We start from the raw sequence: 14,801 nt of genomic DNA, 5'->3' as shown, positions 1-14,801 counted from the left end.
CAGAGCCCCTCCGTCTCGCCGGCTGTCGCCGTCGATCCACCTCCCCGCCGCGTGCGCGGCAAGGAGGAGAGAGATGTGCTAATCCATTTTCGTGAGCGAACGCCTCAAGACCTTTATCCGCCAGCGCGCGGCCGAGCTCGGCTTCGACGTCTGCCGGTTCGCCTCGGCGGCGGACGCCTGGCCGGCGGGCGAGCGGCTGCGCGCCTTTGTGGGCGAGGGGCGCCACGGCGAGATGGCGTGGATGGAGACCACGCTGGACCGGCGCGACCACCCCACCTCCATGTGGACCGAAGCGCGGACCGCCATCGTCCTGGGCATGAACTACGGCCCGGACGAGGACCCGCTGCCGGCGCTGGCCGACCGCTCGGCCGGCTACATCTCGGTCTATGCGCGCGGCGACGACTACCATGAGGTCATCAAGGGGCGGCTGAAGCAGCTTGCCGGCCAGATCGCGGCGCGGAACGGGGCCGACATCAAGGTCTTCGTCGACACCGCACCCTTGATGGAAAAGCCGCTGGCGCAGCGCGCGGGCCTGGGCTGGCAGGGCAAGCACACCAATCTTCTCAGCCGCACCCACGGCAACTGGCTGTTCCTGGGCACCATCCTGACGGCCGCCGAGATCGAGCCGGATGCGCCGGAGGCGGAGCACTGTGGACGCTGCACCGCCTGTCTGGACGCCTGCCCCACGAACGCCTTTCCCGCGCCGTTCCAGCTGGATGCCCGGCGGTGCCTGTCCTACCTGACGATCGAGTTCGCGGGCGCCTGGCCGGAAGAGTTTCGGGCGGCTACCGGCTCGCGCATCTATGGCTGCGACGATTGCCTGGGCGTGTGTCCGTGGAACAAGTTCGCGCAAGCCGCCCGCGAGATGCGGCTGCAGCCGCGCGAGGCGTTCGTCGCCCCGCGCCTGGAGGCGTTGCTCCGGCTCGATGACGCGGCGTTCCGCGCCCTGTTCGCCAGGAGTCCGGTGAAGCGGATCGGGCGGGACCGGTTCGTTCGGAACGTGCTTTATGCGGCCGGCAACTCCGGCGATGCGGCGCTGGTCGAGCCGGTGCGGGCGCTGCTGGACGACGCCGACCCGGTGGTGCGCGACGCGGCGCAGTGGGCGCTGGCGCGATTAGAGCCTCTCCTCCCTGTGGCGCAGCGACGGGGAGGGGGACCGCCGGCGCAGCCGGGGGTGGAGGGGTCGCTTTCGCTTGAGGTCGTGCCGGCATCCACCGCCGCTTGACCCCTCCGTCACGGCGCCTCGCGCCGCGCCACCTCCCCATGAAATGGGGAGGAGAGTAGGCGTTTAGCCCATCGCCTGGCCGACGCCTGAGCCGCCGCCGGGAGCGCGGGCGATGTCGAGCAGCTTGAGGCGGAACACCAGAACGGCGTTGGGCGGGATCTTGCCGCCGCCGCCGGCCTCGCCGTAACCCAGCTCTGGCGGGAGGTAGAGCAGCCATTCGTCGCCTACGCGCATCTTCTGCAAGGCTTCGGTCCAGCCGGGGACCACGGTCTCTGGCGTGAACACCGCCGGCGTCCCGCGCGCGAACGAAGAGTCGAACACCGAGCCGTCCGTCAGCGTGCCCTCGTAATCGACCTTGACCAGATCGTTGAGGTCCGGGCTTTCGCCGGCGGGCGGGCCCGACTGGATCACCTTGTACTGCAGGCCCGAGGGCAGGGTCTGAACGCCCTCGGCCTTGGCGTTCTCGGCCATGAAGGCGGAGGCCTCGGCCTTGCCGGCGTTCGGATCGGACGGGGCGGCGGCGGGGCCGCAGGCGGCCAGCAGGAAAGAGGCGGCCAGCGCGCCCTTAACCCATGCGGAGTTCATATCCACGATCCTTCAGCGCCGCCCCGATCTCGTCGGCGTGGGCGCTATCGCGCGTTTCGACCATGATGTCGAACTCCGCCCCCTTGGCCGGCACGTCCAGCGCCAGGCGGTTGTGAACCACGTCGATGATGTTGCCGCCGAGGCCGCCGATCACGGCCGCCATGGCCGACAGCATGCCCGGCCGGTCGTCGCCCAGGATGCGGTAGACGATCATGCGCCGCTCGCGCACCATTTCGCGGTTCAGCACCACCGCCAGCATGCGCGCATCGATGTTGCCGCCGGTCAGCACCAGGCCGACCTTCATGCCCGTGAAGCGGTCCGGGTTGGCCAGCATGGCGGCCAGGCCGCCCGCGCCCGCGCCCTCGACCACCGTCTTTTCGTGGGTAACCAGCAGGGAGACGCCGCGTTCGAAGTCCGCCTCCTCGCAAACGAAGACGTCGTCGATCAGTCTGTCGGACAGACCGAAGGGGATTTCGCCCACGGCCTTGATGGCGATGCCCTCGGCGATGGTCTGGCCGGTGCATTTCGGCGGCTGGCCGGCTCTACGGGCGGTGAAGGACGGATAGCGCGCGGCCTCGACGCCGCAGACCTTGACGTTCGGCTTCAGGGCCTTGGCCGCGATGGCGCTGCCGGCGATTAGGCCGCCGCCGCCGATCGGGATCAGCAAGGCGTCGAGATCGGGCGCGTCCTCCATGAACTCCAGCCCGCACACGCCCTGGCCCGCGACAATGCCCTCGTCGTCAAAGGCCGAGACGAAGATAAAGCCCTTCTCCGCCTCCAGCCGCTTGGCCTCCTCGGTCGCGCCGGAGAAGTCCAGGCCGTGGATCACCACCGTCGCGCCGTGCGAGCGGGTGCCGTTGATCTTGGCGAAGGGGGTGCCCTCGGGCATGACGATGGTCACGGGCACGCCCAGGCGTCCGCCGTGATAGGCCAAGGCCTGGGCGTGGTTGCCGGCGCTGGCGGCCACGACCCCGCGCCGCCGCTCGTCGGCGCTCAGCAGCAGCAGGCGGTTCAGGGCGCCCCGCTCCTTGAACGAGCCGGTGAAGTGCAGGTTGTCGAACTTCAGCCAGACCTCGGCCCCCGTCAGCTGCGACAGGCGCCGGGAGTGGCGCGCCGGCGTGCGGTCCACCTGGCCCCGGATGCGGTCCTGCGCGGCCTGGATGTCGGCGAAGGTGACGGTCATGAAGGGGCTCCCCGGAACGCGTGTCTGTCGGCATCGCTCGAAGCGGCGATTTGTGCGGTGCTCTTTCGACCTTTGTCGGGCCGGGGTCCAGAGGCAGCGCGGGACGGTGGTCGTGGATGGCCGTTCGTGCGAACATGGCGCCACGTTCGAGACGCTCAGCCGGAAGGAAACCCTCCATGTCCCGTTGGATTCGCCCTCTCGCCGCGGCGGGGCTGCTGGCCGGCGCGCTCGCGGCCTGCGCGCCGACGCCCGGCTATGCGCCGGTCGGACCCAGCGCCCCTGCGGTGTTCCAGCCTCAGGATTTCGCCTGGTCGGCGGCAGGGGGGCAGGGCGCCCTCAACGGCCGCGTCGACTATCGGGAGGGCGGCCAGGTGTTCGGCTGCGTCGGTTCGGTGGGACTGACGCCGGACACCCCCTATACGCGTCAGCGGTTCCGCACGCTGTACGGCTCGACCGAGCGCGCGGCGGTGCCGGCGGCGGTGGTGCGCGCGCGCGACGTGCCGGATCCCAACGCCGACTATCGCGCCTTTGTGCGGTCCACCCGGTGCGAGAACGGGCGCTTCAGCTTCACGGGCCTGCCCAGCGGGTCGTGGTTCCTGATCGCGCCGGTCAGGGTCGAGGGCGGAGAGCCGGTGGTGCTGATGCGCCGCGTGGATGTGCGCAACGGCGCGCTGGACGTCGTCCTCTAGGTTGAACAAGGCCGGCGGACATAAACCGCCGGTCGCCATCCTTTGGCCGCGAGCCGCATGACAGATCGATCCTTCAGGCGATCAGTCGGGGAGCGTCTCTTGTCCCAGCACAACATCATCGGGTCGGAGGCTTTCGACCGGACGCCGTTCGTCATCATCCGCCAGGTCCGCGCCGGCGGGATGCGGCGCCGGCGCACGCGCACGGCCATGGCCTTTGTGGCGGGCGCGGCGGCCACGGCGGCGGTCGGCCTGATCACCGCCGCCGCCATCCTGGGACCGGCGCTGACCACCTGAACCCAAGCTGGCGGTCGGATCAGGCCAGCCAGACCATCATGCGGGTGTCGGCGTTCTCGCCCCGGGCGCGGCTGAAGGCCGTGCGGGTCTCGCCGGTGTAGAGAAAGCCCGCCTTTTCCAGCACGCGCCCCGAGGCGGGGTTGTCCGAGAAGTGACCGGCGACCAGCGCGCGGCGCTTCCACCGCTTGCCGGCCCAGACCAGGGCGCCTTCCAGCGCCTCGGTGGCGAAGCCCCGGCCCCAGAACTCGCGACCGATCCAGTAGCCGGTCTCGGGCACATGGTCGTCGCCCTCGTAGACGCCGATCACGCCGACGGGACCCTGGTCCTCGTGCTCGATGACAAAGGTGTTGGCCCGGCGCGGATCCTGCGCCGCAACCTGCAGCACGAAGTCCTCGGCGTCCTTCATCCGGAACGGATGCGGCATCCGCTTGGTCATGCGGGCGATGTCGATGTCGTTGGCCAGGGCGGCGATGCGGCCGGCGTCCGCCGGGCTGGGCGCGCGCAGCGTCAGGCGCCGTGTTTCGACCACGGGAGAGGTTTCGATGACGCACATGGATGTTTGCCTCGCTGTCGTGTCCGCCTCCTTGTGAGGGCTCGGGCGGACTTCGAGGCGGGGAAACGCGAACGGGGAGCCTGGTGATCCAGACTCCCCGCGGAATATTTCCCTTGGTCCGGATCGGCTGCTTCGACGAGGAGCAACGCGATCCGGGATCAATCGGCTGGCGTTACTCGGCGGCGATCGCCTGGGCGGCGGCGTCGTTGGCCGCAAGGATCGATACGTAACAACGGCCGCCACGTTTGGTGGTGAACTGCACCGCGCCTTGGGTCAGGGCGAACAGGGTGTGGTCGCGGCCCAGGCCGACGTTCACGCCCGGGTGGAAGGTGGTGCCGCGCTGACGCACGAGGATGTTGCCGGCCAGCACGCGCTCGCCGCCGAACTTCTTCACGCCAAGGCGCTTCGACTCGGAGTCGCGACCGTTGCGCGACGAACCACCGGATTTCTTGTGAGCCATCTTGCTGCTCCGTTCCCTGGCGGCGCTTCAGCGGGGAAGCGCGACGCCGATCAATCTAACACACCAGACGCCGATCCGGCGCCCATCGAATTCGCTTAGGCTTCGTCGCCCGAGGCTTGCGTCGTTTTGGCGGCGGCCTTCTTGCGGGCCGGAGCCTTCTTGGCCGGAGCGGAGCTTTCGACCACCGTGGCTTCGACGTTGGCGCCGTCGACGTCGGTCACGACCGTTTCGGTCGAGCCCAGGTCGGACGAGGCGGCGACGTCGCCGCGCGCAGCCAGGCCGCGAGCGCGGGCGTTGATTTCGGCCTTGGTCAGCAGTTCGACCTGACCGTCCCACTTGGCGCTTTCACCGGCGCCGTCGATGCCGGTGATGCGAAGCACCGACTCCTGCTGGCGGTGGCCATTGGTGCGACGATAGCCCTGGCGGCGGATCTTCTTGAAGACCTTGATCTTCTCGCCCTTACGGGTTTCGATCAGGGTGGCCGCGACAGTGGCGCCCTCGATCAGCGGCGCGCCCAGGGTCACGCCGTTGTCGCCGCCCAGCATCAGCACGCTGCCCAGCGTCAGTTCGGCGCCGGCGTCGCCCTCGAGCTTCTCCACGACGATGGTGTCGCCCGGTTGGACCCGGTACTGCTTGCCGCCGGTCTTGATCACCGCGTACATGTTAAGCCTCAGCGCAAACGCAAAAAAGAATGCGCCCGCCGGTAGGACCCGCGGGCGAAGAGGCGGCGACATATACGGATCGTGGGCGTTGAGTCAACGCGAAAGGCGCGCCGGCTGAAGGCGCCGGACGATCAAAGGGGCTCGACCGTTACAAAGTAACACGCTATAGGGCGCGCATGTCGCCGGCCGATCTTGAACAACCTGTCCTGCTGTCCCTTTTGGGCGGAGGCTTCGCGGCCGCCTTTCTGCACGCGGCCCTGCCGACCCACTGGCTGCCGTTCGTCCTGGTCGGTCGGGCGCAGGGGTGGCGGACCAGCCGGACGCTGGGCGCCGCCGTCCTGGCCGGTCTGGCTCACATCGGCTCGACGGCCGTGATCGGGTCCTTGATCGTCGCCGCGGGTCTTGCGCTGGATCAGTGGGTCGAGGGTCTGTTGCCGCACCTCTCGGCGGTGCTGCTGTTCCTGTTCGGCGCCTTTTACCTGTCGCGCGCCATGCTGAAGCGCACCGCCGTGGCCAGCGGTCCGGCGCTGGACGCGCCTGAACCCCGGGTCGTCGATCGCACGGCCCTCTTGGGACTGATCGCCCTGATGGCGCTGTCGCCGGGCGAGGTGCTGCTGCCCATCTATCTGTCGTCGGCGACCGAGGGGCTGGGCGTGCTGACGGCGCTGACGGCGGTGTTCGCGCTGGGCACCGTGCTGGGCATGGTGGTGTTCACGGCGCTGGCGGGCGCCGGGGCCTCGATCCTGCGGCTAGAGCGGTGGGCACGCTATGAAGGGGCCGTGCTGGGCCTGGCCCTGATCGGCCTTGGGCTTCTCGTGGCGCTTCACCAGCACTAGGCTTTGGGCATGGCTCACGACCCCGCACTCCACGACCATGACCATGCGCACGACCATCACCACCACCATGATGGGCACGGCCATCATCACCATGGTCATCACGGCCATGCGCACGGGCCGGTGGATACCGGCGATTGGCGCTATGGCGTCGGGCTGATCGTCAATCTCGCCTTTGTCGCCTGCGAGTTCGGGGCGGGGATCGTCAGCGGCTCGACCGCCCTGATGGCCGATGCGGGTCACAATCTGTCGGACGTGCTGGGCCTGGCCATGGCCGGCGGCGCGGCCTGGCTGGCGCGCAAGGGCGCGCATGGGGCGGCGGGAGGCCGGCGGACCTATGGTTTCGGCAAGGCCACCGTGCTGGCGGCGCTGGGCAACGCGCTTTTGCTGATCTTCGCCTGTGGGGCCATCGCATTCGAGGCGGTCCGGCGGCTGGCCGAGCCCGCGCCGGTGGCGTCCGGCCTGATCATGGGGGTGGCGGCGGTCGGCTTCGTCATCAACCTGGGCACCGCGCTCCTGTTTATGAAGGATCAGCACGACCTGAATGCGCGCGGCGCCTATCTGCACATGATGGCCGACGCCGCCGTGTCGGTGGGCGTGGTGATCGCGGGCGGGGTGATCCTGCTGACCGGCTGGTCGATCGTCGATCCGCTGGTGTCCGTCGTCATCGTGGCCGTGATCCTGTGGGGGACCTGGGGGCTGCTGAAGGACTCGGTGAACCTGGCCATGGACGGCGCGCCCAGCGGCATGGCGGTGCGCGAGATCGAGGGCGCGCTGGTGGCGCTGCCGGGGGTTTCGGCCCTGCACGACCTGCATGTCTGGGGCCTGTCCACGACCGAGACGGCGCTGACGGCGCATATCGTCCACGACCGGCCCGACGCCGACGCCCTGCTGGTCGAGGCGCAAAGGCTGATGCGGGATCGCTTCGGCATCCGTCACACGACGCTGCAGCTCGAGACCGCGCCGCTGGCGGACTGTCCCGGCTGCTAGAGGCCCTTTCCAAGCCGGGCCGGAGCCGCCATCTAGCGGCGCATGACCGACACGACCTCCAGCACGCCCGCCCAAGCCAAGATCCCCGTCACCGTCCTGACCGGCTATCTCGGGGCTGGCAAGACGACGCTGCTGAACCGCATCCTGACCGAGGATCACGGCAAGCGTTACGCCGTGATCGTCAACGAGTTCGGCGAAATCGGCATCGACAACGACCTGGTGGTCGGCGCCGACGAGGACGTGTTCGAGATGAACAACGGCTGCGTCTGCTGCACGGTGCGCGGCGACCTGATCCGCGTGGTCTCCGGCCTGATGAAGCGCCAGCGCCCCGGAAAGCCGGCGTTCGACGCCATTATCGTGGAGACCACCGGCCTGGCCGATCCCGGCCCGGTGGCCCAGACCTTCTTTGTCGACGAGGACGTCAAGGCCAAGACCCAGCTGGACAGTGTCACCGCCCTGGTCGACGCCAAGCACGTGATGGCGCGGCTGGACGACTCCAAGGAGGCGCGCGAGCAGGTGGCCTTCGCCGACCGCATCATCCTGAACAAGGTCGATCTGGTGGACGAGGCGGCGCTGGACGCGGTCGAGGCGCGGCTGCGGGCGCTGAACCCGCTGGCGCCGATCACCCGGGCCGAGCGGTCGAACGTGCCGCTGGACAGCGTGCTGGGCGTCCACGCCTTCGACCTGGACCGCATCCTCGAGGTCAAGCCGGACTTCGTGAACCCTCCGCACGGCGCCGACGGCCACGTCCACGACGAGCACTGCGGCCACGATCATGGGCACGATCATCACGATCATGACCACGCCCACCGTCACCACGGCGCGCGCGGCCATGCGCACCAGGATGACATCAAGGGCGTCGCCCTGTCGCTGGATCGGCCCATCGACGGCGCGAAGTTCACCCAGTGGCTGGACATGCTGCTGGGTTCGCAAGGCCAGAACATCCTGCGCGCCAAGGGCATCATCGACGTTCAGGGCGAGGATCGCCGCCTGGTGTTCCAGGCCGTGCACATGATCCTGGAAGGCGACCTGCAGCGCGCCTGGGGCGTCAACGAACGCCGCTGGAGCCGCGCGGTCTTCATCGGCCGCGACCTCGACGAAGCCGACCTCCGCCGCGGCTTCGAGGCCTGCGCGGCGTAAGATCTTCCCCCGCTTGTCGGGGGAAGTGTCAGGTCGTGGAGCGCAGCGACACGCCTGACGATGGGGGAAGTCTCCTGCTTACGAAAGACTCCCCTCATCGACCCTGGATCGGCTTCGCCGATCGACGGGCCACTTCTCCCGCAAGCGGGAGAAGGTCTTGGCGCCGCGACTCGCAGCGGGCGTTGGGGGCGCAACATCAGCGTCATGATCGGGGGCTATGCGCTTCAGGTCCTGTCGGAGTTCCCCATGCGCCTCGATCTTTCCCGCCGTAGCCTGCTGACCGTCTTCGGCGGCGGCCTGGCCCTATCCGGCGCCGGCTCCGCCCTGGCTCAGCCTGTATTTGAGGTGAACCCGTTCCGCCTCGGCGTGGCGGCGGGCGATCCGCTGCCGGACGGCTTCGTGATCTGGACGCGGCTGGCGCCCGATCCGCTGGCGTTCGGCGCGGGCATGCCGCGCGCCCCGGTGGCGGTGATGTGGGAAGTCGCCTCGGATCGCGGCTTCAGCACCGTGGTGCGCTCGGGCGAGGCTGTGGCGCGGCCCGAACTCGGCCACTCGGTCCACGTCGAGGTGTCCGGCCTCGAGCCCGGCCGCCCCTACTTCTACCGCTTCCGCGCGGGCGACGAGCGCAGCGGCGTGGGCATAGCCAAGACCGCGCCGGTGGTCGGCTCGCCCCTGTCGCGCGTGCGCTTCGGCGTTGCCGGCTGCCAGGCTTATGAAAGCGGCTTCTACACCGCCCACCGCAAGCTGGCGGCCGAGGATCTCGACTTCATCTTCCTCTACGGCGACTACATCTACGAAGGGCGCGGCAATCCGATCTATCAGGGCGGATCCGGCCCTCAGGACAACACCCGCGTCCACCTGGGCGGCGAGGTCTACAGCCTGGACGACTATCGTCGCCGCTACGCCCAGTACACCATGGACGCGGACCTGCAGGCCTCGCGCGCCTCGGCCGCCTGGTTCTGCACCTTCGACGACCACGAGGTGGACAACAACTGGGTCACCGATATCGATCAGGACGGGACCGACCCCGACCTGTTCCTGCTGCGGCGCGCCGCCGCCATGCAGGCCTTCTACGAGTTCATGCCGATGCGAAAGGCCGCCTTCCCGCGCGGCTCGGCCCTGCAGCTGTACCGTCGCGCGGAGTATGGCGACCTCCTGGACGTCAACTTCCTGGACACCCGCCAATACCGCACCGACCAGCCCTGCGACGATCGGTTCAACAGCAACTGCGCCGGCATCAACGCCGATGAGGCCCAGGTGCTGGGCCAGGCACAGGAGGCGTGGCTGATGCAGAATCTCGACCGCTCCAGCGCGCGCTGGAAGGCGCTGGCCCAGCAGATCATGGTCATGGACCTGAACCGCAACACTTCGGGCGGCGAGGGGGTCAACACCGACAGCTGGGCCGGGTATCGCATCCCGCGCAACCGCCTGCTGCGCCACGTCCGCGACCAGCGCATCGACAACGTCGTGGTCCTGACCGGCGACGAACACCAGAACTTCGCCGGCGAGCTGCACCTGGACGGGCGCAACCCGGAGGGCCGGCCGATCGCGACCGAGTTCGTCTCGACCTCCATCACCTCCGGCGGCGACGGCTCGGACCAGCGCGCCGACGCCCCTCGCTTCCTCGCCGCCAATCCGCAGTTGAAGTTCATCAACAGCCAGCGCGGCTATGTCGTTTGCGACGTGACGGCCGAACGCTGGCAGACAGAGTTCAAGGTGCTGGACAAGGTGTCGGAAAAGGACGGCGTGCTGTCGACGCGCAAGACCCTGGCGATCGCCTCTGGCGACCCGCGCCTGGTCGACGCCTAGGCGACCTCGGGCACCGACTGCTTCAGCCGACCGCCGACGCGGATCGGCTCGACGCGCTTGGCCAGGCCGGTGCGGTCGTCCGTCTCGACAAAGACGCCGCACACCGTCGCCGATCCCGACGCCGGCTGGTAGCGCCCCCCCGACAAACGGGTGGTGAAGCGGCGCAGCGGCTCTTCCTTTTCGTTGCCGATGACGGAGTCATAGTCGCAGCAGCCGCCGGCGTCGGTCTGATAGGCCGTGCCGCCCGGAAGGATCTGCGCGTCCGCCGTCGGCACATGGGTGTGGGTGCCCACCACCAGGCTGGCGCGGCCGTCGCAGAAATGGCCCATGGCCATCTTCTCGCTGGTCACCTCAGCGTGCATGTCGACGATGATCGCATCGGCCGCCATGCCGAGTGGACAGGCCGCCAGTTCCTTTTCCACCGCGCTGAACGGGTCGTCCATCGGGTCCATGTGAACGCGACCCAGCACGTTCATCACCAGGACGGTGCGCCCGCTCTGCGTCTCGAACAGATTGGCCCCGGCGCCCGGCGCGTCCATCAGGCGGGGATAGTTCAACGGCCGGATCAGCCGCGGCTCGCGTACGATATAGGTCAGGGCCTCGCGCTGGTCCCAGCTGTGATTGCCCAGCGTCAGGCAATCCGCCCCCGCCATGAACAGCTCGCGCGCCGTGTTCTCGGTAATGCCGAACCCACCCGCCGCATTTTCCGCGTTCACCACCACGAAGTCGAGCCGCAGATCGCGCTTCAGCCCCGGCAGATGATCGCTGATCCCGTCGCGCCCGGACTTGCCGATCACGTCGCCAAAAAAGGCCAGTCTCATGTCAGATAAGGTCCCGCCGGACCCGCCGGCCAATCTTCACAGCGCAGGCCTTCGACCCGCCCGAACTCACGTAGATTGCCGGTCACCACGATCAGAGAACGGCTTCGGGCATGGCCCGCGATCAGCAGGTCGTTGCCCCCGATCATCGTCCCTCGCCTTTGCAACGAGGCCTTGATGTCCGCCGCGTGATCCGCTGCGGCGCTGTCGAAATCAAGAACCACCATGCGCGACAACAGCGCCTCCACGGCGGCGCGCTGAACGTCGGGCCGCATAGACATCATCGCGCCGTGCATCAGCTCATGCTGAACAACAGCCGATGTAAAAAGACGGCTCGCATGGGCGTTGAGCCGCTCTGCCAACTCTGGAGGACGATTGCGAAGTAGCCTGACGCAGATGTCGGAATCCAGAAGGTACACCTAGTCGAACGACACAACTTCATCATCGACGGGATCGTCGGCGATCCGAATATCGATCCCAGGCTCCTTTAGAAAATCGTCCCACACGGCGTCTGCGGGCACCAGCAGCAATCCTTTGCCTTCCTTTATGACTCGCAACTCCTTGACGTCTTCAGGAAAGGCGACGGCCTTGGGCAAGCGCACCGCCTGGGAGCGGTTCGACTTGAAGACTGTGGCTTTCAGCGGGGCGTTCATGACCAGCACCATAGTCGATCGGACGTATATGTCCAAGACATATCCCTTAGTGGTTCGCCCGCCACCCCGCCTCAGTCAACACTCCGTTCAGCCGCATGTCGTGCAGCTCCAGCCTCAGCCGCTCGAACCGCTGCCCCGCATAGCCGAAGCCGATCCGCAGCGCCTGCGGGCGCGCCGCAAAGGTGCGGTCGTAGTAGCCGCCGCCCTGCCCCAGACGGCCGCCGAACGCGTCAAACGCCAACAGCGGCGTGACGATCAGGTCCGGCTCGACCTCCGCCGTCAGCGGCAGCGGCGCGGGACAGCTGGCAAGGTCCATCTCCAAGGGTTCGCCCGGCGACCAGGCGCGGAAGATCATGGCGGCGTCGCGCGCGACAACGACTGGCAGGCACAGGCGGCGGCCCTGCGCCATCAGGGCGCGGCCGAGCGGCTCTGGGTCCAGTTCCGATCCCATCGCACGGTACAGCGCGACCATCTCGCCAGGCGGCAGGTCACCGGCGTGATCGGCGGCGCGCATGGCGGCCGTCGGATCGGCTTCGGCCAGCTGCTTCCTCAAGGCCCGCATCGCCGCGCGCATCTGGTGCTTTTCGCTCATGCGGCCTCCTAGACCATCGCGGCGCGGAAATCCTGCACGGCTGCGCTTCGCTTAAGGGAACGGATCGGGCACAAGCCTCCGATGCCTGCCGATTCGAGCCTCCTTTCGCCCCCGACCCAGCCGGGTCTGGCCGAGGCCCGCGCCCTGTTGTCCCGCGTCTGGGGCCACGGCGACTTTCGCGGCCTGCAAGGCGACGTGGTGGCCGAGGTGCTGGCCGGGCGCGACGTGCTGGCGGTGCTGCCGACCGGCGGCGGCAAGAGCGTCTGCTACCAGATTCCCGCCATCCTGCGCCGCGGCCTGGGGCTGGTGGTCTCGCCGTTGATCGCCCTGATGACCGATCAGGTGGAGGCGCTGAAGCAGGCCGGCGTCGCCGCCGCGCGACTGGACTCCGGCGTGTCTCTGGACGACCGATCCGCCATCTGGCGACAGGCGCGGGCGGGCGAGCTGGACCTGCTCTATGTCTCGCCGGAAGGCTTGGCGTCGGGCGCCATGCTGGATCGGCTGCAGGAACTGCCGCTGTCCCTGATCGCCATCGACGAGGCGCACTGCGTCTCGCAGTGGGGTCACGACTTCCGACCGGACTATCGCACGCTGGGCCGTCTGGCCGAGCTGTTTCCAGGCGTCCCTCGCATCGCCGTCACCGCCACCGCGGACGCCCGCACGCGCGAGGACATCGTGCGCTCGCTGCGACTGGAGGGCGCCGAGGTCTTCGTCGCCAGCTTCGCCCGGCCCAATCTGCAGCTGTCGGCCGAGCGCAAGGAGAATGCGTCGCGCGCCCGGACGGACGCCCGCGTGATCGAACTGGTGCGCGAACGGCGCGGCCGCTCCGGCGTCGTCTATTGCGGCAGCCGCGACGGCTGCGACCGCGTGGCTCAGGCGCTGAGGGACGCCGGAACCAACGCCATCGCCTATCACGCCGGCATGGAGACGGCCGAGCGCGACCGCAGGCTCGCCCGCTTCCTGGCCGAGGAGGGCGCAGTGATGGTGGCCACAATCGCCTTCGGCATGGGGGTGGACAAGGCCGATGTCCGCTTCGTCATCCACGCCGATCCGCCGGGATCGCTCGAGGCTTACTGGCAGGAGATCGGACGCGCCGGCCGCGACGGAGAGCCGGCCGAGGGCATCACCCTGTACGGCCCTGCCGACATCGCCTGGTCGCTGCGCCGGCTCGATACGCGGCCGATGCCCGAAGAGGTCAAGGCGGTTCAGGTCAAGAAAGCGCGCCAGCTGTTCGCCATGCTGGACGGCGGCGCCTGCCGCCCCCAGGCCGTGCGTCGCTACTTCGGAGAGGCGGACGCGGCGCCCTGCGGCGTCTGCGACATCTGCGGCGACCCGCCGGCCCTCTATGACGCGACCGTGCCGGCGCAAAAGGCGCTGGCGGCCGTGCATCGGCTCGGCGAGCGTTTCGGCCGCACCCGCATCATCGATCACCTGCTGGGCAAGACCAAGGACGTCCAGCCCTGGGAGAGCGGCCTGTCCACCTGGGGCGTGGGCAAGGACACGGCCTCCCCCGCCTGGCGGGACGTGATCGATCACCTGCTGTTCGAGGGCTTGTTGCTGGAAGACCCCAATGACGGCAAGCCGCTGATCCGCCTGGGCGAGCCTGAGGCGGTCCGCGCGGTCTATCGCGGCGAGCGCCGGATCGAGGTGCGCAAACCCACTGCCCGTTTCTCGGGCGCATCCGCCCCGCGCGAGCGCACCCGCGACGGCCGCAACGCCGCGCTGGAGACGCTGGACACGGATGTCCGCGCTCGCTTCGAGACCCTGCGCGCCTGGCGCCGCGAACGCGCGGGCGAACAGGGCGTGCCGCCCTACGTCATCTTCCAGGACAAGACGCTGCTGGAGATCGCCCTCGCCGAACCCGGCGACCTCACACGCCTCGGTCGCATCCCCGGCGTCGGCCAGACCAAGCTGGATCGCTATGGTCGAGCGGTGTTGGAGGCGCTGGGAGGCGCGGACGGCCCAGAGGATCGTCCCAGCGATGTTGTGGACCGCGCAAGGGACCTGCGACGCGACATGACCTTGCCCGAGCTCCAGCTATGGCAGGCGTTGAAAGGTCGGCAGCTCGATGGCCTCAAGTTCCGCCGGCAGCATCCGGCTGCGCCCTATGTGCTCGATTTCTACTGCGCGGAGGCCAGACTCGCGGTCGAGATCGACGGCCAGACACATTCCGCCGGACAGGCCACGAAAGACGCGCACCGCGACGCCTTCCTGCTCAAACAAGGCGTCCGCACCCTCCGCATCCCCGCCAGTGCCGTGATGAACGATCTTCCTGGCGTCCTCGACTACATCGCCCGTGAGGCGCGCCGCTAAGA

At 68.8% G+C, this 14,801-nt stretch carries 17 protein-coding genes and 1 pseudogene; 9 read left to right on the top strand and 9 right to left on the bottom strand.

Annotation, left to right across the window (positions count from 1 at the left end):
• Positions 1–91: 91 nt before the first annotated feature.
• Positions 92–1,225, top strand: a complete 1,134-nt coding sequence (gene queG, locus KY493_RS11235; protein WP_219896426.1) for a tRNA epoxyqueuosine(34) reductase QueG — start codon at positions 92–94, stop codon at positions 1,223–1,225.
• A 63-nt stretch (positions 1,226–1,288) separates the two neighbouring features.
• Here the strand turns inward: queG and KY493_RS11230 are convergent, their stop codons facing one another.
• Together KY493_RS11230 and KY493_RS11225 are read right to left on the bottom strand one after the other, a co-directional pair.
• On the bottom strand, positions 1,289–1,810 hold the full coding sequence (locus KY493_RS11230) for an FKBP-type peptidyl-prolyl cis-trans isomerase (RefSeq protein WP_219896425.1): 522 nt from the start codon (positions 1,808–1,810) through the stop codon (positions 1,289–1,291).
• Positions 1,791–2,993 (bottom strand): threonine ammonia-lyase, encoded by a 1,203-nt coding sequence (locus tag KY493_RS11225; protein ID WP_219896424.1) that lies wholly within the window; start codon positions 2,991–2,993, stop codon positions 1,791–1,793. The genes KY493_RS11230 and KY493_RS11225 overlap by 20 nt, the downstream gene beginning before the upstream one ends.
• Positions 2,994–3,169: 176 nt before the next feature.
• On the opposite strand from KY493_RS11225, the gene KY493_RS11220 reads away from it, so the two are divergent.
• Together KY493_RS11220 and KY493_RS11215 are read left to right on the top strand one after the other, a co-directional pair.
• Positions 3,170–3,682: a hypothetical protein gene (locus KY493_RS11220; protein WP_219896423.1), complete on the top strand. Its 513-nt coding sequence runs from the start codon at positions 3,170–3,172 to the stop codon at positions 3,680–3,682.
• A 99-nt stretch (positions 3,683–3,781) separates the two neighbouring features.
• Entirely contained in the window at positions 3,782–3,976 is a 195-nt protein-coding gene (locus tag KY493_RS11215) for a hypothetical protein (protein ID WP_219896422.1), read from the top strand.
• Positions 3,977–3,995: 19 nt separating this feature from the next.
• Here the strand turns inward: KY493_RS11215 and KY493_RS11210 are convergent, their stop codons facing one another.
• The 3 genes from KY493_RS11210 to rplU form a co-directional block, all read right to left on the bottom strand.
• Positions 3,996–4,529 (bottom strand): GNAT family N-acetyltransferase, encoded by a 534-nt coding sequence (locus tag KY493_RS11210; RefSeq protein ID WP_219896421.1) that lies wholly within the window; start codon positions 4,527–4,529, stop codon positions 3,996–3,998.
• Positions 4,530–4,701: 172 nt separating this feature from the next.
• Positions 4,702–4,989 carry a 50S ribosomal protein L27 gene (gene rpmA, locus KY493_RS11205; protein WP_219896420.1) on the bottom strand — a complete coding sequence of 96 codons (288 nt, stop codon included), beginning with the start codon at positions 4,987–4,989 and terminating at the stop codon, positions 4,702–4,704.
• A 95-nt stretch (positions 4,990–5,084) separates the two neighbouring features.
• On the bottom strand, positions 5,085–5,651 hold the full coding sequence (gene rplU / locus KY493_RS11200; protein ID WP_219896419.1) for a 50S ribosomal protein L21: 567 nt from the start codon (positions 5,649–5,651) through the stop codon (positions 5,085–5,087).
• Between the two features lie 176 nt (positions 5,652–5,827).
• Here rplU and KY493_RS11195 point away from each other — a divergent pair, with 176 nt between their 5' ends.
• The 4 genes from KY493_RS11195 (at position 5,828) to KY493_RS11180 (ending at position 10,423) form a co-directional block, all read left to right on the top strand.
• Positions 5,828–6,487 carry a hypothetical protein gene (locus tag KY493_RS11195; protein ID WP_219896418.1) on the top strand — a complete coding sequence of 220 codons (660 nt, stop codon included), beginning with the start codon at positions 5,828–5,830 and terminating at the stop codon, positions 6,485–6,487.
• Between the two features lie 120 nt (positions 6,488–6,607).
• Positions 6,608–7,474 carry a cation diffusion facilitator family transporter gene (locus tag KY493_RS11190; protein ID WP_255567869.1) on the top strand — a complete coding sequence of 289 codons (867 nt, stop codon included), beginning with the start codon at positions 6,608–6,610 and terminating at the stop codon, positions 7,472–7,474.
• 42 nt (positions 7,475–7,516) lie between these two features.
• Positions 7,517–8,614 carry a GTP-binding protein gene (locus KY493_RS11185; protein ID WP_219896416.1) on the top strand — a complete coding sequence of 366 codons (1,098 nt, stop codon included), beginning with the start codon at positions 7,517–7,519 and terminating at the stop codon, positions 8,612–8,614.
• A gap of 204 nt (positions 8,615–8,818) precedes the next feature.
• Complete coding sequence (locus KY493_RS11180) at positions 8,819–10,423, top strand: alkaline phosphatase (RefSeq protein WP_255567868.1); 1,605 nt, start codon at positions 8,819–8,821, stop codon at positions 10,421–10,423.
• Here the strand turns inward: KY493_RS11180 and KY493_RS11175 are convergent.
• The 4 genes from KY493_RS11175 to KY493_RS11160 are packed head-to-tail and all read right to left on the bottom strand — an operon-like array spanning position 10,420 to position 12,486.
• Positions 10,420–11,244: a TIGR00282 family metallophosphoesterase gene (locus KY493_RS11175; RefSeq protein ID WP_219896415.1), complete on the bottom strand. Its 825-nt coding sequence runs from the start codon at positions 11,242–11,244 to the stop codon at positions 10,420–10,422. The genes KY493_RS11180 and KY493_RS11175 overlap by 4 nt on opposite strands.
• A complete protein-coding gene (locus KY493_RS11170) occupies positions 11,241–11,660 on the bottom strand; it encodes a type II toxin-antitoxin system VapC family toxin (RefSeq protein WP_219896414.1) in 420 nt (139 codons plus the stop codon). Before KY493_RS11170 ends, KY493_RS11175 begins: the two co-directional genes overlap by 4 nt.
• Positions 11,661–11,894 (bottom strand): type II toxin-antitoxin system VapB family antitoxin, encoded by a 234-nt coding sequence (gene vapB, locus KY493_RS11165; RefSeq protein WP_219896413.1) that lies wholly within the window; start codon positions 11,892–11,894, stop codon positions 11,661–11,663. It lies immediately after the preceding gene.
• Between the two features lie 46 nt (positions 11,895–11,940).
• Positions 11,941–12,486, bottom strand: coding sequence for a 5-formyltetrahydrofolate cyclo-ligase (locus tag KY493_RS11160; protein WP_219896412.1), 546 nt, complete (start codon positions 12,484–12,486; stop codon positions 11,941–11,943).
• 81 nt (positions 12,487–12,567) lie between these two features.
• Between KY493_RS11160 and recQ the strand changes: the two are divergent.
• Together recQ and KY493_RS11150 are read left to right on the top strand one after the other, a co-directional pair.
• Positions 12,568–14,433, top strand: a pseudogene (gene recQ, locus KY493_RS11155) (DNA helicase RecQ); the annotation flags it as partial.
• Entirely contained in the window at positions 14,419–14,799 is a 381-nt protein-coding gene (locus KY493_RS11150; protein WP_370627378.1) for an endonuclease domain-containing protein, read from the top strand. The pseudogene recQ and the gene KY493_RS11150, both read left to right, overlap by 15 nt.
• Positions 14,800–14,801 lie beyond the last annotated feature (2 nt).

It is taken from the genome of Brevundimonas sp. PAMC22021, from assembly GCF_019443405.1.
In the GTDB taxonomy this organism is placed as follows: Bacteria; Pseudomonadota; Alphaproteobacteria; order Caulobacterales; family Caulobacteraceae; genus Brevundimonas.
Note: the sequence above shows the minus strand (reverse complement) of the source record. Positions and strands in the feature narration are given on the sequence as shown.